The sequence below is a fragment of the Collinsella sp. AM44-11 genome, assembly GCF_003467145.1.
GTDB lineage: Bacteria > Actinomycetota > Coriobacteriia > Coriobacteriales > Coriobacteriaceae > Collinsella.
On record NZ_QSFE01000004.1, the window covers coordinates 146,816 to 168,570 of the forward strand.

21 protein-coding genes and 1 pseudogene are annotated in these 21,755 nt (G+C 57.7%); 5 read left to right on the forward strand and 17 right to left on the reverse strand.

Features of this window, described 5'->3' with window-relative positions:
* Window positions 1-89: 89 nt before the first annotated feature.
* From groES to DW943_RS04215, 4 genes are all read right to left on the reverse strand, one after another.
* Entirely contained in the window at window positions 90-383 is a 294-nt protein-coding gene (gene groES / locus DW943_RS04190) for a co-chaperone GroES (protein ID WP_022094351.1), read from the reverse strand.
* A gap of 504 nt (window positions 384-887) precedes the next feature.
* Window positions 888-2,525: an amidohydrolase gene (locus tag DW943_RS04195; RefSeq protein ID WP_233543593.1), complete on the reverse strand. Its 1,638-nt coding sequence runs from the start codon at window positions 2,523-2,525 to the stop codon at window positions 888-890.
* Between the two features lie 748 nt (window positions 2,526-3,273).
* Window positions 3,274-4,263, reverse strand: a complete 990-nt coding sequence (gene rlmN / locus DW943_RS04210) for a 23S rRNA (adenine(2503)-C(2))-methyltransferase RlmN (RefSeq protein ID WP_117648538.1) — start codon at window positions 4,261-4,263, stop codon at window positions 3,274-3,276.
* A gap of 23 nt (window positions 4,264-4,286) precedes the next feature.
* Window positions 4,287-4,466, reverse strand: coding sequence for a cysteine-rich KTR domain-containing protein (locus tag DW943_RS04215; RefSeq protein ID WP_002588768.1), 180 nt, complete (start codon window positions 4,464-4,466; stop codon window positions 4,287-4,289).
* 386 nt (window positions 4,467-4,852) lie between these two features.
* Here DW943_RS04215 and DW943_RS04220 point away from each other — a divergent pair, with 386 nt between their 5' ends.
* The 4 genes and pseudogenes from DW943_RS04220 to DW943_RS04235 all read left to right on the forward strand — a co-directional run bounded on the left by DW943_RS04220 (window position 4,853) and on the right by DW943_RS04235 (window position 7,885).
* A complete protein-coding gene (locus tag DW943_RS04220) occupies window positions 4,853-5,206 on the forward strand; it encodes a helix-turn-helix transcriptional regulator (protein ID WP_002569186.1) in 354 nt (117 codons plus the stop codon).
* 267 nt (window positions 5,207-5,473) lie between these two features.
* Window positions 5,474-5,803, forward strand: a complete 330-nt coding sequence (gene mobC, locus DW943_RS04225; RefSeq protein WP_002569185.1) for a plasmid mobilization relaxosome protein MobC — start codon at window positions 5,474-5,476, stop codon at window positions 5,801-5,803.
* Window positions 5,764-6,279 (forward strand): annotated as a pseudogene (locus tag DW943_RS04230) (relaxase/mobilization nuclease domain-containing protein); the annotation flags it as partial. The gene mobC and the pseudogene DW943_RS04230, both read left to right, overlap by 40 nt.
* 142 nt (window positions 6,280-6,421) lie before the next feature.
* Window positions 6,422-7,885, forward strand: a complete 1,464-nt coding sequence (locus tag DW943_RS04235; RefSeq protein ID WP_117862263.1) for a M20 family metallopeptidase — start codon at window positions 6,422-6,424, stop codon at window positions 7,883-7,885.
* A 106-nt stretch (window positions 7,886-7,991) separates the two neighbouring features.
* Here the strand turns inward: DW943_RS04235 and DW943_RS04240 are convergent, their stop codons facing one another.
* The 13 genes from DW943_RS04240 to DW943_RS04300 form a co-directional block, all read right to left on the reverse strand.
* A complete protein-coding gene (locus DW943_RS04240) occupies window positions 7,992-8,486 on the reverse strand; it encodes a DUF2752 domain-containing protein (RefSeq protein WP_199572778.1) in 495 nt (164 codons plus the stop codon).
* Window positions 8,479-9,060 (reverse strand): DUF4234 domain-containing protein, encoded by a 582-nt coding sequence (locus DW943_RS04245; protein ID WP_158559626.1) that lies wholly within the window; start codon window positions 9,058-9,060, stop codon window positions 8,479-8,481. The genes DW943_RS04240 and DW943_RS04245 overlap by 8 nt, the downstream gene beginning before the upstream one ends.
* Before the next feature lie 169 nt (window positions 9,061-9,229).
* Window positions 9,230-10,591 (reverse strand): zinc-ribbon domain-containing protein, encoded by a 1,362-nt coding sequence (locus DW943_RS04250; RefSeq protein ID WP_158559625.1) that lies wholly within the window; start codon window positions 10,589-10,591, stop codon window positions 9,230-9,232.
* A gap of 150 nt (window positions 10,592-10,741) precedes the next feature.
* On the reverse strand, window positions 10,742-11,764 hold the full coding sequence (locus tag DW943_RS04255) for a YitT family protein (protein WP_117843149.1): 1,023 nt from the start codon (window positions 11,762-11,764) through the stop codon (window positions 10,742-10,744).
* A gap of 207 nt (window positions 11,765-11,971) precedes the next feature.
* Window positions 11,972-12,496 (reverse strand): Asp23/Gls24 family envelope stress response protein, encoded by a 525-nt coding sequence (locus tag DW943_RS04260; protein WP_117843148.1) that lies wholly within the window; start codon window positions 12,494-12,496, stop codon window positions 11,972-11,974.
* Window positions 12,497-12,540: 44 nt separating this feature from the next.
* Window positions 12,541-12,918, reverse strand: a complete 378-nt coding sequence (locus DW943_RS04265; protein ID WP_233502694.1) for a DUF2273 domain-containing protein — start codon at window positions 12,916-12,918, stop codon at window positions 12,541-12,543.
* Window positions 12,911-13,456, reverse strand: coding sequence for a hypothetical protein (locus tag DW943_RS04270; protein WP_117862265.1), 546 nt, complete (start codon window positions 13,454-13,456; stop codon window positions 12,911-12,913). Before DW943_RS04270 ends, DW943_RS04265 begins: the two co-directional genes overlap by 8 nt.
* A gap of 165 nt (window positions 13,457-13,621) precedes the next feature.
* Window positions 13,622-14,428 (reverse strand): YebC/PmpR family DNA-binding transcriptional regulator, encoded by an 807-nt coding sequence (locus tag DW943_RS04275; protein ID WP_055251993.1) that lies wholly within the window; start codon window positions 14,426-14,428, stop codon window positions 13,622-13,624.
* Window positions 14,429-14,593: 165 nt separating this feature from the next.
* Window positions 14,594-16,777, reverse strand: a complete 2,184-nt coding sequence (locus DW943_RS04280) for a DUF6020 family protein (RefSeq protein ID WP_233543594.1) — start codon at window positions 16,775-16,777, stop codon at window positions 14,594-14,596.
* Window positions 16,778-16,853: 76 nt separating this feature from the next.
* Window positions 16,854-17,675 carry a prolipoprotein diacylglyceryl transferase gene (lgt, locus tag DW943_RS04285; RefSeq protein WP_117862266.1) on the reverse strand — a complete coding sequence of 274 codons (822 nt, stop codon included), beginning with the start codon at window positions 17,673-17,675 and terminating at the stop codon, window positions 16,854-16,856.
* Window positions 17,676-17,785: 110 nt separating this feature from the next.
* Complete coding sequence (locus tag DW943_RS04290; RefSeq protein ID WP_099432127.1) at window positions 17,786-18,064, reverse strand: NifU family protein; 279 nt, start codon at window positions 18,062-18,064, stop codon at window positions 17,786-17,788.
* A gap of 171 nt (window positions 18,065-18,235) precedes the next feature.
* Complete coding sequence (locus DW943_RS04295; RefSeq protein ID WP_117584124.1) at window positions 18,236-18,760, reverse strand: dCMP deaminase family protein; 525 nt, start codon at window positions 18,758-18,760, stop codon at window positions 18,236-18,238.
* A gap of 83 nt (window positions 18,761-18,843) precedes the next feature.
* Window positions 18,844-19,695 carry a type III pantothenate kinase gene (locus DW943_RS04300; protein WP_117862267.1) on the reverse strand — a complete coding sequence of 284 codons (852 nt, stop codon included), beginning with the start codon at window positions 19,693-19,695 and terminating at the stop codon, window positions 18,844-18,846.
* Between the two features lie 192 nt (window positions 19,696-19,887).
* Here DW943_RS04300 and DW943_RS04305 point away from each other — a divergent pair, with 192 nt between their 5' ends.
* Window positions 19,888-21,591: an OPT/YSL family transporter gene (locus DW943_RS04305; protein WP_117862268.1), complete on the forward strand. Its 1,704-nt coding sequence runs from the start codon at window positions 19,888-19,890 to the stop codon at window positions 21,589-21,591.
* The last annotated feature ends 164 nt before the right edge of the window (window positions 21,592-21,755 follow it).

Here is a 21,755-nt window from a genome sequence, read left to right on the forward strand (position 1 = left end):
TAATCCTCCAAAAGAAATGTGACTCGCGGCGCCGCTTCCGAGTCTTATACGACGCCGCGTTCAACGACGAATCAGAGATTCTGACGAGACTAGGCCTCGACGACGGCGTAGATGTCGTCGGCGCGCATCAGCAGATACTTCTCGCCGTCGACCTTGACCTCGTTGCCACCAAACTTACCGTAGATGACAACGTCGCCAACCTTGACATCCATGGGGATGCGCTCGCCCTTGTCGTTGACCTTGCCGGCGCCAACGGCAACGATGGTGCCGCGCTGCGGCTTCTCCTGAGCGTTGCTGGCGATGTACAGACCAGAGGCGGTCTTCTGCTCGGCCTCGTCGGGCTTGACCAGGACGCGATCTGCAAGCGGCTTCAAAGACGACATGCTTGTTTCCTCCTTTGTGGGCCGCGCGGTCATGCCGCGCGGGTTAACCCTTTTTGTTTGCGTACGCGTTGAATGGTACCCACGAATGGCGGGTTATACAACACGGAGTCAAAAAATCTTATTTTTTGGCACTTAGATTTTCTGAATACCGGGGGATAACTTGTGCGCGGCTCCCGTGTGGCGCCGGAGGGGCGGGGTATAAGGTTTCCTGCTCGGGCAGTCCTGCTCGCACGAAGGCCACATTAAGTGGCCTTCGGCTCGTGCGGAACTCGCGATAAACCTTATACCCCGCCCCTCCGGCGCCACGCGCGAGCTGAGTCAACGTTATCGGGCCCGGCATTCAGAAAAGTCAGTGCAGCAAAATGGCGATGCGGATGGAATGCACAAGATAGGGGCACGTTGTTGGGACGCGCTCTTTTAAGTTACGGTGGAATAGTTCCTGTTTTGGGCTTGAAGGCCGATTTTAGGGACCATTTCACCGCAACTGAGGGGTGGGATGTGGGGTTAGCGCTCGTAGATTAAGTTACCTGCCAGGTAGGTGGCCTGAACCTTGGTAGCCTGAAGCTCTTGTGGATCAACGGTGAGCGGGTTTTGATCCAGGACTACCAGATCGGCGTATTTGCCTGGCTCCAGGCTGCCGAGGTTTCGCTCGTCGCCTGCCGCGTAGGCGCTACCCAAGGTGTAGTTGCGCAGAGCCGTAGCCGCGTCGATGCGCTCGCTGGGGAGCCAGCCGCCCTCAGGCCAGTGGCTGCGGGGGTCTTGGCGCGTGATGGCCGTGTAGAGCACGTTCATGCTGGTAACGGCTGTGATGGGGCTATCGGTACCGAAAGCTTGGCGGATGCCGCGCTGCTTATAGGTCGCAAACGGCCACATGATGCGGCTGCGCTCCAGGCCCAGATCGCGCTCCGGGCCACCCGGGTCGAGCGTGATGTGGCAAGGCTGGCTCGAGGCAATGACGTTGAGCTTGCGCAGACGATCGATGTCCTGAGGCAGCAGATTCTCCAGGTGCTCAAGCGTATTGTGGCCGTGCTGGGGCAAGCCGTAGAGCTCTGCCGCCTCCTCAAAGATATCGAGCGCAGCATGGATGGCACCGTCGCCGATAACGTGGATGCGCACGGTATGGTCACGCTCGGCTGCCGCCAAAACCAACTTGCGCATACGCTCGACAGGGACCGTCAGGCGGCCCTGGTCGCCCGGGAAGCGCGGGTTGGTATAGGGCTCAGTGAGGTATGCGGTATGCTCGCTCGACACGCCGTCGAAGAACTGTTTAAAGCCTGGCGCCGAGAGCAGCGCGTTGTTCGCGTAGCGGGTCTGGAGTTCTTCCAAGCGCGACTGGTCATCCAGCAGCGTGGGAAACAGATGGGCGCGGATGCCCAGCTTGCCGGCGGCCTGCAGCTTGTCGTAAACATCATCGCGAATAAAGTCGCAGCCCGGCATGGGCATGAGCGACATATCGCAGATTGAGGTAATGCCTTGCTCGGCCATACGCTTCATCTGGTCGGCGTATGCGCTCGCGATGCGGTCCTCGCCCAGCCACTCCAGGCAGCGCGGCAGCAGCTGCATGGCCGCAGCCTCGTGAGCGATACCCGTAAGCTCACCGTTTGAGTCTTTGTCGTAACTGCCACCCGCCGGAGGCTCGCTGTCGCGCGTAACGCCGAGCGCCTCGAGTGCGCGGCTGTTGAGCCACAGCGTGTGCCCGTCGCCCGAGTACATAACGCAGGGACGATCGGGAAATGCCGCATCGAGGGAGGCCTTGGTAGGGTGCTCGGGCGGATCCCAGCGGTAATCGCGCCAACCCTGGGTCACGACCCAGGCGTCATCTGGCAAGCCTTTGGAAAACTCGAGCGCATGCTGCACCAATGCTGCCTCGGACGTGCCCATATCCATGAGCATGTACGGCGAGGAACCAACCGAAGTATGGAAGAAATGCAGGTGCGCATCGTGGAAACCGGGGCAGACAAACTGCTCGCCGTAATCGACCACCGGCGTGGCGGCAGGTGCGGCGTCAATCACGTCATCGGGCGCGCCGACCGCGACGATGCGATCGCCTGCAATGGCAATCGCCAGCTCGCGGGCGGCATCGATGCCGTCTTGCGCGGTAAAAACGTTCTTGGAGCGGATAATCCGATCGATATGCTGCATGGGCATCCCCATCTCTGGCAGGAAATTTGAAATATTCATCAAACGTATGAAGCTGCCGCGCTTCGTCTAAGGTCATGTCGGAAAAGGTCACTTCCTTTGCCTTGTGTCTGCGAAGTTCTCTATGGGTGTCGCAAGCTTCATTGTGCAATACCGTATTACAAAACTTCTGAAAAGCACACTGTTTGTAAAACTCCCTGCTATTAGGTTCCACATTCTCACCTCCTTTCTCGTTGGAAAGTTGGTGGTGCTTCCCCCCTTTTCGCGGGGCAATACGGCGTTTTTCAAAAACGCCGAAGATTTTTTGAAATTTCTTCAAAAATTTTTTGAACGTACAAAATGCGCCCGTCCGAAAAGCCCGGACGGGCGCATAGGCATTGTAAGCAGTATCCAGATGATTAGACAGTTCATATATATAAGCGTAGTTTCCCCCGGTGGTGGGCGGGCTTTTTTTGATAAGTCAATAACTGTCGGATTTTGTCGATATGCTTTTTGCTTCATGGCGGCTACCTCCTTTAGCCGCCGATTTCAACAGTGATACCGCGTCATTTCATTAGAAGATAAAAAGAAACGGCGGCTTTGATTTTTCAAAGCTGCTGCGGAAATCAAAGAACGACAAGCAACAGTTCTGATTTTGCTCCAATATGGTTATTAGGGGCACAAATTAAAATCAAAAAAGAGCCGATAACAGCAGTATTTCAAACTGCATATTATCGGCTCTGCGTCTGTGCGTCTGGCTCTTTTAATTAAATTATTTCTGTTGTTTTTTGGCTTTATTATATGTATTAGCTAACTGTCCACAAGCTGCTTTAATCTTTCTACCATGAGAAACTCTCATGGTAACTTCAAGTCCTGTTTGCTCTAATTGATGTTTGAACGCAACCATTTCTTGTTTTTGTGGTGCTCTAATTTTTGAATTACTCGTCGGGTTGTATTGCAGCACGTTAATCATAACATTTTTGCCCTTAAACCATTTTGCAAGTTGCCTTATATCTGAGGAACGGTCATTTATACCTGGTAAAAGCAAATACGCAAATACCACTTTTCGATTATGCCTTTGAGAATAGGACAATGCTTGCTTAACAACATCTTCAATAGCGTACATGTGCATATGAGGAATGATACAGTTTCTCGCAGCCTGTGTTGCTGCATGTAAAGATATTGTCAACTGAATTTTTAGATGTTCTTCGCGCAATTTTTTTAATTGATTAACTGGACCAACTGTTGATACGGTAATGCCGTCGGTTGGAAAGTTAAGTCCATTTCTATCTCGAAGAATATGGATTGCTGCAATCAAGTTGTCGTAATTGAATAAAGGTTCTCCCATTCCCATAAAAACGATACGATTTACTTTTTGACGTATCAATACAACCTGCTGCACAATTTCAGACGGTGTTAGATTACGAACAAAACCATTGCGTCCGGACTCACAAAAAATACAGCCAACAGAACAACCAACTTGCGTACTTACGCAAACAGTCCCACCATCTCGCCGTTTAATAAAAACCGTTTCAATATACCTGTTATCTTTCAATTCATAAACATACTTTTCAGTATCGCTACTTTTATAGACTTTTTTTGTTGATATTGATAGATTTTCTTTGTGAAATGGCTGTTTATACAATTCCGTATATAAGGCTCTTGCTTTATCCTCTCCAATTACTTCCGACATTTCTTTGTAAGTAAATCCGTATGGGTCATTCAATATTTCCGTAGGTGTACTTTTAGGTAAGTGTTTCATTTAAATATCCTTCCTTTTCAAAATTAAAAAGTTTGTTTTTCAGAGTTTTTGATTATGATTTCTAGTTTTTCAACATCAACGATATGCGTTAATTTACATTTAGGGCAGAAAAGAGGAAAATTTCTTAATACCGTATTATAAAATACTTGAACCCTCGTCTTTCCGTTACAAATTGGACATTTTATCCAATATTTTTCAAGCATAATATTTCTCCTTTTGCGCAAAAAAATGCAGGTCAATTCTCAACATGAGCATTGACCTGCATTTATACATATAATACTACAACAAAATTAAGGCATAGTTTTTATACTATGTCTATACGTCGTTAGTTTTGTTGTATAGCATACGCAAAATAAGCATGACAAAAAAGCCCATATTGAAAATGGGAAAAATCTTTTTTGATTTCAATGCTTATCGAATACGCATGCTATGTAACATAAACATTCCCCCCCTTTTATATAATATTAAAAACAAAAGCAGCTTGTTGTCAACATATATATATATATGAATTATTTTGGCTAACTGATAGAACTACGTAGACATATCCAAGAAGAAAGGGGAACAGTAAAATGTAATAGGGTGAATAACTATGGCAAAAAGACCAGTACCACGATACGACTTTAAGGCTTTTGGGGCAGCGATAAAGGCAGCGCGTGAGGGATGCAAGGAGAGCCGCAAGAAAGTAGGCGACGAAATGTTTATCTCGCCGCGCTACCTTGCGAACATTGAGAACAAGGGGCAGCACCCAAGTTTACAGATATTCTTTGAGCTGATACAGCGTTACCATATATCCGTAGACCAATTCCTTTTAGAAACGCCGCCGGAGAAGAACACGCAGCGGCGGCAGCTTGACGCGCTTCTTGACGGTATGAGCGATACAGGCATACGGATTGTAACCGCAACGGCAAAGGAGATTTCCGAAGTCGAAAAAGAGGGCGAATAGGAATGTCCGACTTAAAACTGAACAGGATTTAGAAAGCGTTGTAATCTTTTTTGAGGTTGCAGCGTTTTTCTTTTGCGTAAGTTTGGCAAAATCGCTTTTTCTCCGTAGTAGGTGATAAGAGCCTAAAGGATAAAAACATTCGTAGCAAGCATAGGAAGCGGGTACCACTTCCGTATTTTCGCCCTCCCGCGCTGCGGCGCGTCGGTTGAAAATTGCTTGTTGGGAAGTGTCCCAAACCCTCGGAACGGAAAGGAAAGGAGCGAACACATGGACGGACGCAAAAGGACAGTGCAAATCAAATTCAGAGTGACGGAAGCGGAACGGGATTTAATACTGGAAAAAATGAAGCTCGTACCCACCCGGAACATGGCGGCGTATCTGCGGAAGATTGCCATTGACGGGTATATCATTCAGATAGACCACGCCGATATAAAGGCTATGACCGCAGAGATACAGAAAATCGGTGTCAACGTCAACCAGATAGCACGCCGCGTAAACGCGACGGGGAACGCATACCAAGAGGACATAGAGGAAATAAAGGGGGTGCTTGCGGAGATATGGCGGTTACAAAGATTAAGCCTATTAAAAGCACTCTAAGCAAAGCCCTTGACTATATCGAAAACCCGGACAAGACGGACGGGAAAATGCTTGTGTCCTCTTTCGGTTGCTCCTATGAAACGGCAGATATTGAGTTTGAATATACCCTGTCGCAAGCACTCCAAAAGGGGAACAATTTAGCCTTTCATCTGATACAGTCCTTTGAGCCGGGGGAAGTCGATTATCAGAAAGCCCATGAAATCGGAAAGCAGCTTGCCGACGCGGTAACAAAGGGGCAGCATGAGTATGTACTCACGACGCACATTGACAAAGGACACGTCCATAACCATATCATTTTTTGCGCGGTGAACTTTGTAGACCACCATAAATACAATTCCAACAAAAGGAGCTATTACGGCATACGGAACATGAGCGACAAGCTGTGCCGGGAAAATGGCTTGTCCGTTGTCGTCCCCGGCAAGGGCAGCAAGGGAAAGAGCTATGCGGAGTACCAGGCAGAAAAGACGGGTACAAGTTCAACAACCCCGAGTGTACTCCCCCGCCCTTGCAACAAAACCCCAAGCGGCAAATGGCAACTTTACCAGCCCTAGCGGCAGGTGGCATACTTGGATAAGCCTGTATGATTTTGCGATCGACCCAGCAAGGAGCAAATCGACCATGACGAAGACCAAGGCACAGCAGATTATGTCGACAACCGAGGTTCGCGCGGCAGACGAGGTCACCGTGGCCATCCGAGATATCGCCGCCGAGTTTGAGCCCTATATCATCAAGCAGCGCCGGCACTTCCATAAGCACCCGGAGCTGAGCCTTGCCGAGGAGCGCACGACTTCCGACATCGCCAACCAGCTCGACGCCATGAATATCCCCTACGAGCGTCCACTCAAGACGGGCCTGGTGGCGACACTCCGCGGCACCGCGCCCGATGCCTACCGCGAGGACGGCACGCCGCGCCGCCGTATCCTGCTGCGCGCCGACATCGACGCCCTGCCCGTCACCGAGCAGACCGGCGAGGAGTTCGCCAGCGTCAACGAGGGCTGCATGCACGCCTGCGGCCACGACTGCCATATCGCCATGATGCTCGGCACGTTGCAGATTCTGCGCCACATGACCGATGACATCCACGGCGAGATTCGCATCGTTTTCCAGCCCAGCGAGGAAAACGGCCAGGGCGCCAAGCTCATGATCGGTACGGGCGTACTCGATGGCGTCGACGGTGCCTATGCCGCGCACATCTGGAGCGAGGTCGATGCCGGCACCGTGAGCTGCGAGCCCGGTCCGCGCATGGCAAACACCGACTGGTTCCGCATTGATGTCCGCGGCACCTCGTGCCATGGCGCCATGCCCCAGCGCGGCCACGACGCCGTTATGGTTGCCGCCGAAATCGTCAACGCCCTGCAGACCATCGTCTCGCGCGAGATTAGCCCCTACGAACCCGCCGTCATCACCGTCGGCGAACTGCACGGCGGCACCGCGCGCAACGTTATCGCCGGCACGGCATACCTCGCCGGCACGGTGCGCACCTATGGCGACAAGACGCATGAGGAAATGCCCGAGCTTATGCGCCGCATCGTGGAGCACACCGCAGCAGCACTAGGCGCCGAGGCCGAACTCACCGACTACACCATCGCCAACTACAAGGTCGAAAACGATGCCGCCTCGAGCGAGCGTTGCCGCCAAGCTGTGCTCAAGTGCCTGGGCCCCGCAGGCGAGGGCCATTACCGCGGCACGCTTTCGGGCGAGGACTTCTCGGAGTACCTGCGCCGCGTGCCGGGCGTGCTCGCCTTTGTTGGCACGCGCAACCCCCAGATTGGCGCCACCTATGCCCAGCACTCCTGCTTCTACAAGATCGACGAGAGCGCGCTCGCCAAGGGCTCCATGGTAGCCGCTCAGTATGCCATCGACTTTTTGGCCGAGCCCACGCAAGAAGAGCTCGACGGCCCCACGATCGCCGCAGTTGCCGAGACCAATCCCGACCTGGCGGCCAAGCTGCGCTCTGCCAAGGCAACGGCCGCCGAGGCCCGCGACGCCGTGCACGACGCCCGCACCGCCCGCCATGCCGCCATCAAGGGCATTCACGATGCCCGTGCCGCTGCTCGCCACGAGGAGAAGCGCGACGAGTAGCCGTCACGCCCACCCGTAACAACCTGGCTAGAGCAAAGCGGGGGCGAACGTTATCTCAACGTTCGCCCCCGCTTATGTGTCGACCGCTTTTCCAACGTATCCTCCGTCACGACAGGTAAGAGCGAAGGATGATGAGCCAGCGTGGCTGCTCGAGATAAATGATATCGGCAGGAACCCCCACAGGAACATGGCCCCCAAAAAGCAGGCCGGCGTCTGCGGGGTTGACCAGGCGGATTGCCCACACCGCAACCAGCAGCAAGCATATTGCGACCAGCGCCGCATCGATTGTCTTTCGGGTGCGCGTAGTTGTGACATAGTCCCTGGCGCACGCCAGCGCAAACATAGGGGGAACCATCCAAAACAGCGGATGATACGCAAGCGCGGCACGCCAATCGAGCCCAAACGCCGCGAGCCACGCGCGCGTCATGCCGCAGCCCGGGCACGGAATGCCCGTAAGCGCCCTAAACGGGCAGCCGATGCCCGTCACATACAGCACAAGGCACGACAGCGCCAAGATAGCGGCGAACAAAAGGGCGCGGCGGAATAGCCCCGCCGTGCCCCTTGTCTTGGACCGTGCTTGTGAATCCGAGTTGCTACGCACGTGCCGTAACCTGCGCAGTGTAGGCAGCCGCCATCGCGTTGACGTTCTTGACGATCAGATAGAAACCAATAATCGGTCCGATGCCGCACTGCAAGGCGCCGATCAGCTGCCACAACAGAAGCGTCGTGCCGCTCTCGGCAATGGTAAGACCATAGCGAGGACCGTTGGCCTGGATGCGATTGCCGAAACGGTATGTCCACCACAGGCCATAGATGCCGCAGGTAATGAACGACAGCAGGATTGCAATCAGGTAGTTGGGCATATCGTCCCCGTCGCCCGAGCACATAGTTGCGACATCCTCAGATATTTTGTAGTACGCATAGATGCCGTAGATACCGCACGTGACAATAGCGAGCAGCAGTATCATGCCAAAGTTACGATCGAGCTCAACCGCACCGGGCATGGGTGGCGGTGTGGGTGCGCCCTGAGGCGCAGGCTGAGGTGCCGGGGCGGGCTGAATCTGTACCGGCTGAGGCTCAGACGCGGCAGCCGACGTAGCGTTGACGGGCTCGCCGCAAGCAGGACAAAACTTTGCATCATCCAAAACGGGTGCTCCGCAATTTTCGCAAAACATAGATCCTCCTTCCCATAAGACGACATGCGTCTTTGGTCTCACATGCCGCATCCCAACGGGATACCTTCAATCACGCCGGGTCGATTACCAAAATGAAGGCAACCAACCCGGCGGCATCGGCTAAAACGGACCATGGCCTTAGGCACTCTGGACCGCAGCCCCCCTCAAGCTATTCGGCCTGGTCTTCTTCGGGCTGATCGGTCGCTGCCTGATCGCCCTTATCGCCCAACGCCGGCGCAGTCTGCTCAGCAGGTTCGCCAACAGGCGGGCACTCCTGCTCGGGAGCAGAACTCGGCGCGGGCGACGTTGCAGGCGCAGGTGCGGGTGCCGGCTCAGGCACAGGCGCCGGCTCGGGTGCAGGCTCAGGCGCAGACTCGGGCGCGGGCTCGGGCTCGGGCGCAGGTGCCGGCGAAGCATCCGGAGCGCTGTAACCCGAAGGAGCAGACTTCTTCTCAAACGGCAGCACAAAGGTCAGGACGTCGTCCTTGTCCTCGTCGGCCCACTCGCTTGCGTAGCGCGCCACCCAATAGCCAACGGCACGATGCTTGAGCATGTTGCCAAAGACCGTAAGGAATACCGTGACAAACGCCGTCAGCACCAAGAACAATACGAGCGTAATGCCACCGCCGGTAACAAGCGCCTCAATAGCCGTAGGACGGTAGTAGTAGCTATACATACCGACAGAGGCAATGGTGCCAAAGACGAGCGTCAGGATCCATGTGATAACGTTGGCGACCAGACCCGTCAAAAACTCGGGAAGGAACGATGCGCAGAACAGCTTGGTCTTATTGTTCTTAAAGGCCGCCCAGACCTTATCGAGCGAAAACGCGCTCTCGACGCGACCGGTCACCGCAAAGTGCATCACGGCGATGTCGGCGAACATAGTAAAGAAGACACCCAGGACCGCCGTGGCAATCATAGCCAGAACAAACAGGCCCAGCGAGCCAAATAGAGCGGCCTCAAGCGCATAGGAGCCGTAATAAGAGTACGCACCCGCGGCACCAATTACCACGCTCTCCACCAGCGAAAGCGCTACACCAATAACGGGAATAGCCGCGATAACCTTGAGCACGCTCGAAATAACGCCCGAAAAGACGCCAAGGCCAAACGACGTGGAACGCATCAACGGACGATCCATGCCGTCATCGACCTTGAGCGACAGGTCGCGACCCCATTCGATGCCAAAGCCAGAACCGCACGCGCTTGCCACACAGGCAGCCAAAAAGCCGAAGGCAGCCGCGATACCGCCGATAACGGGAATGAAGAGCACGAGCACCGACACGACACAGATGAGCGCCGGCAAAAAGGCAATCTGGCACACGCGCTGCAGCACGCCCGGCGTCTTGGTCATGTCTTCAAACGCCTGAGCTACACAGCCCTTGGGCACGTTCACGTTAGGCTGAGGAACAAACTGCTGAGGCTGAGACTGCCCCTGAGGAGCAGAGGTTGCAGCACCGGTATTAGGAGCGCCACACGCGCCACAGAACTTGTCGTTATCGCCCATGGGGGCGCCACACTGCGAACAGAACATCGAAATCATCCCTTCGTATCTAGAGCGAATCACCTGGATCGCAAACGATGTCTTTGGCAACATTATCGCCCAATGTGGGGACAAATACTCCAAGATGGCCGATTTGCAACGTAGGCGGCTTTATTCAATGATTCGAAGGGTGCGTCCGCGCTAGTTCGTGCCGCGGAAGCCCTTGCCCACGATCTCGGAGCTATCGACGATGGTGATGAAGGCGCCAGGGTCAATCTCGCGGGTATAGCGGCGCAGCTGCACTGCCTCGCGACGGCTCAGCACGCTCATAATCACCGTGACGCACTTGCCCGAGAAGGCGCCGTAGCCACGGCTGATCGTTGCCGTGCGGTTGAGATGCTTGACAATAAACTCCTCGACTTTTCGCGGTTCGGCGCAAATGATCGTGCAGACCTTACGAAGGTGAATGCTCTCGATAGCCTTATCGACCACGAGCGTCTTGGCAAACAGGCCAAGCACGCAGTACAGGCCAACGCGCGGGCCATACAGGAAAGCCGCGATGGTTACGATGCCGATATCGACCAGCAGCAGCGCGCGGCCAATCTCGAGCGTGGTGCGGCGTTTGAGGATCATGGCAAGAATGTCCGTGCCACCCGTCGAGGCGCCGATATCAAAGACAATAGCGCTGCCGAGCGCCGGCAAGATGACGGCAAAGCACAGGTCGAGCCACATATCACCCGTCATCGAAACATCCGTCGGAATGAAGAGCTCAAACAGCGAGACGTAGGCCGAAAGCGCAAACGAAGCGAAGACGCTCCACAGAATCGCCTTGCGCTCCAAAAAGATAAAGCCCAGAACGACCAGGACCGCGTTGATAATCCACATAAAGACGCCGACGGGCAGGGTCGGGAACAGCGTAGAAAGAATGACCGACACGCCCGAGGTGCCGCCGAAGGCAAAGTGATTGGGGGTTTTAAAGGCCACGATGGCGAACGCCGTGAGAATCAGGCCCAGATTGAGCTCGGCAAAAAAGCGCGGAAAGCCTGGCTCCTGGCTGCGCTTGCGGCCGGCGCGCTCGCCACGTTCGATATCCTCGCGACCGACAACGCGCTCCATCGGCACCACCGGAGGACGATGTACCTCCTCGGCGGCACGCGACGCCGCCTCTGCCGCAGCGGCTTCAATCGCCCATGCCTTGCTTTCGGTCTCGTGTTCGTCGGCCATTACGGCAACCCCTCGTTAACAATTTGGAAACAATGCGCCCATTAGGGTAACGCGGAACGCGAAGATTGCAACCCTTAGTTAGACGAGCGGTATGACCGCATCGAGGGCATATAGAAAACGGCCGGCCGCGCTTTTGCATGCGCGACCGGCCGTTTGACGTTTACGCAGATAAAACCTGCCAAAACAAACCTGTCCCTTTTTGGTAGGTTACTCGTGCTGGCTGGTGCGGTGCTCGTACTCCTCGGGGGTGATGACATCCTCGATGCGTAGGTTGACGCCTGCCACCTCAAGGCCGGTCATCGCGGCCAGACGCTCGGTGACGCGCGCCTTAACGTCGTCGAAGATCGCAGGCGCATAGGCGCCATACTCGATGATGACCGAGATGTTGACGACCACGCGGTTGTCGTCGGTGACCTCGACCGTCACGCCCTTGGTCAGGTTCTCGGCACCAAACTGCTCCTGCACAAAGTGCATGAGGTTTCCCTTCATGCCCAGAACGTGCGGCACCTCGCGGGTGGCCATGGCGACGATTTTCTCGATCACGCCGTTGGAATAGGTCAGCGAGTCCTCGGACTCGTCCGCCTCCTCGTCCATCTCCTCGTTGTCCTCGTCCGCATCGAACTCGGCCTCGACGAGTGCCTCGTCCTCGAGCGCCACGTCCCCGGCATCGACAACGGCCTCATTCGCCTCGAGCTCGGTATCGGCCACATCGACCTTCGTGTTAAAAGCCATGGTTCCTCCTTATGCCTGCCGCGGATGCGACAGTCGAATACATATTAGCGGCCGCTAAACAGACGGCCGAAGAAGTTGACGATACCGTTCTCGCCGTCGCGAATCTGGCCGATCACGGCGCCGATCAGCACAAAGAATGCGATGACGAGCGTGTCCCACAGGCCCAACGTAAGTACCAGCACGGCGAGGATAAAGCCTGCCACGGCGCCGAGCGTAGTGTTGGGGTGGCGCACGGCGTAGCTCCAGATAGCAGCGCCCGTACCTTTGATGAGACCCATGGCCTCGTCAAAGTCGTTGGCGGCGCTGTCGTGCTGCTCGCCGGCCTCGGGCTTGGTGTCGGCGGACTCGCCTGCCGGCATAGCGTTCTGATCGATCGTCAGGCGCGGCGTGCGGGCGGTCTTGTCTTGGTTGGTATCACTCACCGGAAACCTCCACGGTCTGGACGGTAGTCTTGGACGGCAAAAAACGGACGCGCGCGGTCGTGCCCGGCGTGCCGAGCATGGTGTCACAGGCCTTCTCGATGCGCTGCTGCATCGAGGTGGCAAGAGCGGCAACGTCCCTATCATCGAGCGCGATGGCCTCGACCTTAAAACGAACGTGCGACTCGTCGGAGCCTTGAACGCGCGCCTCGATATGCTCAACCATCACGCGTTCATCGCACTCCGCCGCGGCACGGGCGCACGAGGAAAGCGCTGCGAGCGTGACCTCGATATTGCGCTCCCCCGCCGGATGCACGCAGGACGGCTCGCGACGCGCGAACATCAAGCGGAAAAAACCGATGAGCACGCCAAGCGCCACGATGGCGGCGCACACCGTAACGACGACGCGAGGCATGGTGTCACGCAATAGCAGCATAAAGCGATACGTATACGGTCCCCAGAACTGGCAGACAAGCGCACCCAGCGCCACGATGGCGGCGGCAAGATACACGATCGCTAGGGCTCGTTTGAGTACGCGCACGCGCGCTCCCTTCAGGTTTCGGTCCACAGAATGCAAAACGATTCGCATCATTATAAAAGAGCCGGGTCCGGTGCCATACGCACGCGGATCCGGCTCATCTATTCCACGAGGCTTGCATGCTCGCTTCATTATGCCCAGATATGCACGGCTTAACCCGTGCAGGCGCTACTCCTCCTCGAGGGCAGCGATGACCTCGTCGGTCATGTCCATGGTGCTGTAGACGTCCTGGACGTCGTCGAGCTCCTCGAGACGGTCGATGAGGCGCTGAACCTTCTTGGCGTCGGTACCGGAGACCTCGGTCGGGGTGGTCGGAACCATGGTGGTCTCGGAACCCTTGACCTGGACGCCCTGCTCCTCGAGTGCCTTGGAGACAGCCATGACGTCGTTAGCAGCGGTCCAGACGATCCACTCCTCGCCGGCGTCCTCGTAGTCCTCGCCACCGGCCTCGGCGATGGCCATCATGAACTCATCCTCGTCACCGGCAGCACCGTTGGCGATCATGGTCTCCTTCTTGGCGTTCTCGTCCAGGATCTCCTTGGCGACGACGATCTGGCCCTTGCGCTCAAACTGGAAGGCGACGGAGCCGGAAGTGCCCAGGTTGCCACCAGCGTGGGAGAAAGCGGAACGGACATCGGCGGCAGTACGGTTGCGGTTGTCGGTCAGGCAGTCAACGTAGACGGCGACACCGGCGGGACCATAGCCCTCGTACACGATGTTCTCGTAGACGGCGGCATCGGCACCCGAACCAAAGGCCTTGTCGATAGCGGACTTGATCTTGTCCTTGGGCATGGACTGAGCCTTGGCCTTAGCAACGGCAGCGGCGAGGCTGGCGTTGTTCTCGGGCAGCGGGTCACCGCCGAGACGGGCAGCAACGGTGATGTTGCGGCTCAGCTTGGAGAAGAGGGCGGAACGCTTGGCGTCCTGCGCGCCCTTACGATGCTTGGTTGTGGCCCACTTAGAGTGTCCGGACATACGTGTCTCCTATCGGTTTTGACCTAAAGCCCAGCGCAGATGCTCGGGCAATATAAACAAACGTCGTTATGATATACCTACTGGCCTGCGAGATAAACCCCAAAATGAAGGCGTCGTGATGATGCCATCCTTTGGTGCAAAGCAACCTGTCCCCTTTGCACCAAATTAGGACCAGAGAAGGTCGCTGCGAGTGATGGTGGCGCCGATGGCAAAGGGCATGCAGGCGATAACCGGATACAGGTAGCGCATATAGGTCGAACCGTTGCAGGGACCGATCAGACACACGGCGAGCACGCCCAGCAGCGGCACCCAAATGGCCAGCCCGCGCCACGAATGGCGGCGCAACAGGTAGACCACCACGGCGATCATAATCCACACATAGGTGGCCGAGCTCATGGTGAGCGAGATAAACGGAATGCGCTGCACCGCCACGCGATACAGGTTGATCAGGTGGTCGCACCAGCGCACAACCTTGCTATCGACCGGATGGAAGTCAAAGTACTTGAGGTTATCGGGCTTCGCCATAATCTCGGCACTGCGCGCCGTGCTGTAGACCCACGCATCGCGGGCACTCGGATAAAAGTAGCCGTAGTAGTTATTGATGAGCGCCGAGATGTAGCACTCGGGATCCTTTTTGAACATCTGCGCCCAGACCTCAAAATAGGCCTTGATGTCCTCCTGCGAGGCGTACTCGTTAAAGCAATTTTTGACGGCGTCCGACTTATCCGGGTTGTAGCGGCGGCCCAGATTGTCGTACTTGAGCACACGGTCGATCACGGCACGCTCATCGTCGGTCACCAAGCCGTCGCAAGGAGCCTCCACGATAGTACCGTCCTCCTTAACCGTAGGGTTGACACCCGAGTTGAGGCCGTCGTGCTTTTGGACGAAACGAGCCGTCTGTTGGAACGGAATCGAGAGGATTTCGCGCTTGGAACCAGGCGTGATGTCGTGCGCCGGCATAAAGACCTTGGTGAAGTACATATTAGAGGCAAGGCAGAGCGCGAGTACCGCGAGGACGCCAACCCAGCGGAAGCGCGGTGTGGCGCATGAGACCGCGGTGCCCGTCTGCTTAGCCGCACGACGAGCGACATGTACATCCCATGCGCAAAACGCCGCCGCAATCACGCAGGCCGCCAACGGAAAGACCAGACCGCCATTGCGCAAAAACGTGGAACCCATGGCAGCCAGCGCAAGCAACAGCCAGTCGTGGCGCGCAAAGAGCACGGGCCTCTGTTCGCCCGCACGCTCGGCATTGGCATCACGACGGGGCAAGCCACATGCCACGAGCTTGACGGTCTGTACCAGCAGCACCAAAAACGCGTCGGCAAAGAGCACGTCTTTGGTGAGCAACGCCGCGTAGTTAGAGAACATCGGCATAAACGCAAAGAACAGCAGGATCGTACCGCGAACCGGCAGGCTCACGCCCAGTTTGCGCAGCGACGAAATGGAATAGGCCATGCAGGCAGCCGTGATGACAAATTGAGCGCAGGTATAGATGATGAGGCCCGCGTTAGCGCTGTTGAACAGCGAAAGCCCCAGTTGAACGCACGAGCCGATAATGGCCGTGTGCACTACGGGATGGTGCCCGTTGAGCAGCACGTTGGGGTTGAGCAGGCGCAGGTAGTCGCTCGTGCCATTGGGATAGTTGAACCACTGGCGAATCTGCGCACCCGTATCTCCCATAAAAAGGCCGGGCAGCGAAGCGATGAGCGTGGGCGCCCAGGCGATCATAAGCACCAGGAAGGGCCCGGCAAAGGGATGGACCGAGAGCACGGCGTGAGCCACACGCCATACGCGGCCAAAGTGCGCTTCGGAAAACGGAATGCGCCGAGAGCTCAGCCAATCCAGGCACTCAAAAGCCAGATAGAAGGCCACGATCGCTAGGAGCATCCAGCCCGCGCCGCCAATCCAGGCGCAGATGATGCGGGCCTTGTCGCCAAGAACAATCTCGGCCGAGTCGATAAGGTCGTAGCTGCGGCCGAACACCATGCAGATGGCGAAAAACAGCGACGGCAGAATAATCGATGGGCGCCAGGTGTCGCCACGGCCAAAGAACACGTAGCGAAACGGCAGCGTGAGCAGGCAGGCAAGCGCAAGCAGCATGACCGCGTCGGTATGGCCGGCAAACGAGAGGAGCACCTCGTAGCACACGTACAGCATGCCCGAGGCTTTGGGGTCAATCGCCAAGACTGCGTTGCTCGACACCGGGGCGGGATCGATGGAAAACGCCGTGGTCGCCAACAGCGCGAGCAGAAATGCGATGAGCGTCTGCTTGGCGGGGTAGCGCTTAAACCAGACGATGCGGGCAGCGTCGCGCGCAGCCGTTGTGGAGAGATCGGAATCCTTCACAGTCCGAAAGCCTTTCTAGAAACCTATCAAACTCAGCAAAACCACCACAAAGGTGCCTGTGTCCCCTTTGTGGTGGTTAGGCGTCGAGGTAGATGCGCTGGGGACGGTTGCGGTGTCGCGCGAAGATGATGAGCGCCAGGCCGGCGATCACGAGCGGAAGACTCAGCAGCTGCCCCATCGTGATGACGCCGCCCAGCAAATAGCCAAGCTGGGCGTCGGGCACGCGCACGAACTCGACGAGGAAGCGGACGATGCCGTATCCCATCACGAACACGCCCATAAACGTACCCTGAGGCAGCAGCGGCTTTTTGCGTCTGAGCACCTGCAGAATGCAAAAGAGCACGATGCCCTCAAGAAATGCCTCGTAGAGCTGGGAGGGGTGACGCGGCATATCGCCCGCAGTCCCGCCAAAGACCACACCCCAGGGCAGATCGGTCGGCTTGCCCCACAGCTCACCGTTGACAAAGTTGGCACAACGGCCCAGGCACAAGGCCAGCGGCGCGCCGATGACGGCAAGGTCTGCCAAAGTCCATGCGTCGAGCTTATACATGCGGCACACGATGATGCCGCCGATAATACCGCCCACCAAACCGCCATGGAAGCTCATGCCGCCCTCGTTGGTGGCAAAGATCTCGAGCGGGTGCGCCCAGTAGTAGCCATCACCGTAAAAGACGACGTAGAACAGGCGCGCACCGATAATGAGGCCAAAGACCACGCCGACCACGACACTCGTCAGGTCGTCAATCGTGATGTTAAAGCCCCAGCGACGCTGCGTGCGGTACATGACGACCGCCGTGAGCAGGGCGCCGACCACATAGGCCAGACCATACCAGTAAATCGTGATGGGCCCCGCCGAAATCGCGACGGGATCAAGCATATGGTAGAAGTCGTTGAGCATGTCGACCCTCCTACTCCCTACATACCAAATGCGGCCGCGGGCCTTGCGCTCGCAGCCGCATATCTGGGCGTAACGTCTATGCGGAACATGTCGTCCGCAGCTTTCGCATCTTAGAACGGCGCGTACTCGTCGTACAGGTCGTCGGTCTCGCCGGAAGCATTGACCTGCTCGACGCGGGTGACGCCGGGCACGTGCTCCTTCAGGATGCGCTCGATACCCATGGAAAGGGTCAGCGAGCTCATGGGGCAGCCGGCGCAGGCGCCCTGTAGTTCCAACTTGACGACACCCTCGTCGTCGACGCCCACATACTCCATATCGCCGCCGTCGGCCTGCAGGTTGGGGCGAATCTCTTCAAGAACCTTCTTAAGCAGCTCTTCGTTAACAGCCACAGGGGCTCCTTTCTCACAATAACGCGGGCACGCCCGCGGACAGGGGCTATGTTACTACAGCCATGTACCCGCTTAGGCGCCAGCCATGCGTGCGGACATGACTTTCACGAGCAGTCAATTTGGGACGGGGCTCTTTGAGCTGTGTTCGTCGTCAGATAGCGACAACGCATATTACTGCCGAGCCTGTCCCCCGGTACCAATCTGGACATCGACGATGACCTGGCGGTAGCTGATGCCGCAGGAGTCGAGAATACGGCGGCTGATACGGCCGTCATCGGTGTCGGCATACTTATTGTCCAGGTAGACGACCTCGCCCACGCCCACCTGAGCCAGGATCTTGGCGCAGTCGTGGCACGGGAACAGCGTGACGTAGACCGTGGAACCCTCAAGGTCTTTGAGCGAGCCGCGGTAGTTGAGCACGGCGTTGGCCTCGGCATGCACTACGTAGTTGTGCTTATCCTGCAACGGGTCGTCGCTCGTGCCCCACGGGAAAAAGTCGTCGTTGAGCGCCGAGGGCGTACCGTTGTAGCCCACCGAAAGGATGCGGTGGTTGGTGCTGGCGATGCACGCGCCCACCTGCGTGTTGGGGTCCTTACTGCGGCGCTGCGCGGCGATGGCCACGCTCATAAAGAACTCATCCCAGCTAATAACGTCGCGGCGCTTGCCCGACGCAGTTTGATGAAGATCGTCCGACATGGCAGACACCTCCGTAATCGCAACAGTTTGACCCATTGTAGCAGGTGGAAGGTGGAGACGTTTTTGTCCCACCGCCCCCATTGCTACGCGCGACGGGGCTTTTGGTTGATGTGGTAGAGCTCGGCCAGGCCGCGAAGCGTCAACGCGTCATCGACCGTCAGGCTATGACCGACAAGGGCCGCAAGTGCCTCGGCATCATCGCCGGTAATGACGATGGGCACATCGCCCTCCCCCGTGGCCTTGGTCGCGCGCATCTCGGCGAGCACCATGTCGAGCATGCCGTCGATGCGGGCCACCTCGCCCAGAACCACGCCCGAGCGCATGGCCTCACGCGTGTTGCGGCCGATGACATGCGTCGGCGCCGAGGGCTCAACCTGAGGCAGGCGCGCCGCAGCGGCCGAAAGCGAACGGGCACCGAGCGCCAGCCCCGGTGCGATAACGCCGCCGACAAAGGTGCCGCGTGCGTCGATGACCTCGATATTGGTCGTGGTGCCCAGGTCGATCACAATGCACGGCGAACCGTAGACAGCACGGGCAGCCACGGCGTCGGCGATGCGGTCGGGACCGATCTCGGCCGGGTCATCGTAGTGCACAGGTATGCCAGTCTTGAGGCCCGGCCCCACAGTGAGCACGCGCCCCGTGCAGGTACGGGAAAGTGCCGCCTTCCACGGGCGCTCGAGCGCCGGGACCACACAGCTCAGCACGGCCGCGGCGGGTACGAGCACCCCGGGCACCCCCGCATCGGCGGCGAGCGCGCCCATGACCTGCACAAGTCGCATGCGCGCTTCGTCGGCCGTAATACGGACCGGCGTCGTGATCTCGCACGTCGCGAGCGGGTATTCCCGTGCCGCGGCTGAATCCTCGGCAAACAGGCCAAAGCGAATGAACGTGTTGCCCACGTCGACCGTCAATATATATGCGCACCCATTAAGCATCGTCGGCGCTCCTTTCGTCTGTCCAGCAGTATATCGCCTACCTAAACCAGTCATCCCAAAATGACTAGCTTGCGGCTATACTGGTGCGCGGTCGCGCGCGAGCTCACGCGACGGCCCTTGGTAACCCGACTTCCCGCGCCGTATCCGTAGCGGCGCTCCCGGGGGAAGCGGATATACGCAAAGGAGTTCTATATGAGCAATCCCTCGAACCGCGCTTCGATGCGCGGGCAACTCACGCTGCGCGGCGTCGTCATCGGCGTCCTTGGCTGCGTGATCATCACGGCAAGCTCGGCCTATACCGCCCTCAAGATGGGTGCACTCCCCTGGCCGATTATTTTCGCTGCCGTCATCTCGCTGTTCTTCCTGAAGCTCATGGGCAACGCCAGCCTCAACGAGGCCAACGTCACCCACACCATCATGTCCGCGGGCGCCATGGTCGCCGGCGGCCTGGCGTTTACCATCCCGGGCGCCTGGATGCTGGGCTATGCCGACCAGATCAGCTGGCTCGACATGTTTATCGTGGCACTCGCCGGCACCATCTTGGGCCTGCTGGCAACGGCGCTCATCCACCGCCACTTTATCGTGGACGCCGCGCTGGAGTTTCCCACCGGCAATGCCGCAGCTCAGACACTGCGCGCCACCGAGGCCGGCGGCAAGACCGGCAAGCAGCTCTTTGGCTCCATGGCCATCGCAGGCATCTACAGCGTGCTTCGCGACGCTCTGGGCGTGGTGCCCAGCATGCTGTGCACGCTCAATATCCCCGGCGTGACCTTTGCCATCTATAACTCGCCCATGCTGCTCTCCATCGGCTTTTTGGTTGGCTTCGCCCCGGTTGCCTTCTGGTTTGCCGGCGCGCTGCTAGGTAACTTTGGCATCATCGTGGGCGGCACCGCTGCCGGTCTATTCGACGTTGTGACTGCGCAGGGCATCGTCAAATCGCTCGGCATGGGCCTCATGATGGGCTTTGGCGTCGCCGTCGTCCTCAAGGACATCCTGCCGCAGGTCGCCGGCATCGCCCGCGGCCTCGCCGCCGACAGCTCCAGCGACACCGACGAGCAGTCGCTCATCTCGGGCTCGCTTAAGCTCGACGCCGGCATCATCGGCCTGGGTACTGCCGCCATCGCCGTGATCGTCGCCATCGCGCTCGACCTTGGCCCCGTCCCGGCCGTCATCGTCACGCTGTTCACCTTTGTCACCACCATCATGAGCGCGCAGAGCTGCGGCCAGACGGGCATCGACCCCATGGAGATCTTCGGCCTCATCGTCATGCTCATCGTGGCTGCCTTCGCACAGATCGCCCAGGTCAAGCTGTTCTTTATCGCCGGCATCGTGGCCGTGGCATGCGGCCTTGCGGGCGACGTCATGAACGACTTTAAGGCCGGCGCCGTGCTGGGCACCAATCCACGTGCGCAGTGGATCGGCCAGGCCATCGGCGGCATCGTGGGCGCCCTGGTCGCCGCTGCCGTCATGGTCGCGCTCGTCACCGCCTATGGTCCGGACGCCTTCGGCCCCGACAAGAGCTTTGTGGCCGCGCAGGCAAGCGTCGTCGCCACCATGGTCTCGGGCATCCCGAGCGTGCCGTGGTTCGCAGGCGGCTTTATCGCCGGCATCGTCATGTACTGGCTCGGCATTCCGGCCATGATGATCGGCCTGGGCGTGTACCTGCCGTTCTACATGTCGCTCACGGCCTTCCTGGGCTCCTGCGTCAAGCTCGCCTACGACAAGTGGGCAGCCCACCGCGATGCCGAGGCCGGTCTTTCGGACGAGGAGAAGGCCGCCAAGGACGCCGCCTTCCAGGAGCAGGGCTTGGTCGTCGCCAGCGGCCTGCTCGGCGGCGAGTCCATCGTCGGCGTTATCCTGGCGTTTGTCTCCGTCGGTCTGAGTCTGCTGGGATAAGCTGAGCAGCTGTTCGCCCGAATCCATTTTGCCTACGGCTAGCCCGGTAGGCGGCCCATGCGGTCGCCTGCCGGGTTTTTTGATGCCGATACAAATCAGAACCACCCTTAAAAAGGGTGGTTCGCTCTTAGGGTATAACCCACGGGCCCCGGGCTCGCGTCTAA

Coding starts and splice junctions, on each gene's coding strand:
- groES (WP_022094351.1), bottom strand. CDS start 383: ATGTCGTCTTTGAAGCCGCTTGCAGATCGCGTCCTGGTCAAGCCCGAC.
- DW943_RS04195 (WP_233543593.1), bottom strand. CDS start 2,525: ATGCAGCATATCGATCGGATTATCCGCTCCAAGAACGTTTTTACCGCG.
- rlmN (WP_117648538.1), bottom strand. CDS start 4,263: ATGAAACACTTACCTAAAAGTACACCTACGGAAATATTGAATGACCCA.
- DW943_RS04215 (WP_002588768.1), bottom strand. CDS start 4,466: ATGCTTGAAAAATATTGGATAAAATGTCCAATTTGTAACGGAAAGACG.
- DW943_RS04220 (WP_002569186.1), top strand. CDS start 4,853: ATGGCAAAAAGACCAGTACCACGATACGACTTTAAGGCTTTTGGGGCA.
- mobC (WP_002569185.1), top strand. CDS start 5,474: ATGGACGGACGCAAAAGGACAGTGCAAATCAAATTCAGAGTGACGGAA.
- DW943_RS04235 (WP_117862263.1), top strand. CDS start 6,422: ATGACGAAGACCAAGGCACAGCAGATTATGTCGACAACCGAGGTTCGC.
- DW943_RS04245 (WP_158559626.1), bottom strand. CDS start 9,060: ATGTTTTGCGAAAATTGCGGAGCACCCGTTTTGGATGATGCAAAGTTT.
- DW943_RS04250 (WP_158559625.1), bottom strand. CDS start 10,591: ATGTTCTGTTCGCAGTGTGGCGCCCCCATGGGCGATAACGACAAGTTC.
- DW943_RS04255 (WP_117843149.1), bottom strand. CDS start 11,764: ATGGCCGACGAACACGAGACCGAAAGCAAGGCATGGGCGATTGAAGCC.
- DW943_RS04260 (WP_117843148.1), bottom strand. CDS start 12,496: ATGGCTTTTAACACGAAGGTCGATGTGGCCGATACCGAGCTCGAGGCG.
- DW943_RS04275 (WP_055251993.1), bottom strand. CDS start 14,428: ATGTCCGGACACTCTAAGTGGGCCACAACCAAGCATCGTAAGGGCGCG.
- lgt (WP_117862266.1), bottom strand. CDS start 17,675: ATGCTCAACGACTTCTACCATATGCTTGATCCCGTCGCGATTTCGGCG.
- DW943_RS04295 (WP_117584124.1), bottom strand. CDS start 18,760: ATGTCGGACGATCTTCATCAAACTGCGTCGGGCAAGCGCCGCGACGTT.
- DW943_RS04300 (WP_117862267.1), bottom strand. CDS start 19,695: ATGCTTAATGGGTGCGCATATATATTGACGGTCGACGTGGGCAACACG.
- DW943_RS04305 (WP_117862268.1), top strand. CDS start 19,888: ATGAGCAATCCCTCGAACCGCGCTTCGATGCGCGGGCAACTCACGCTG.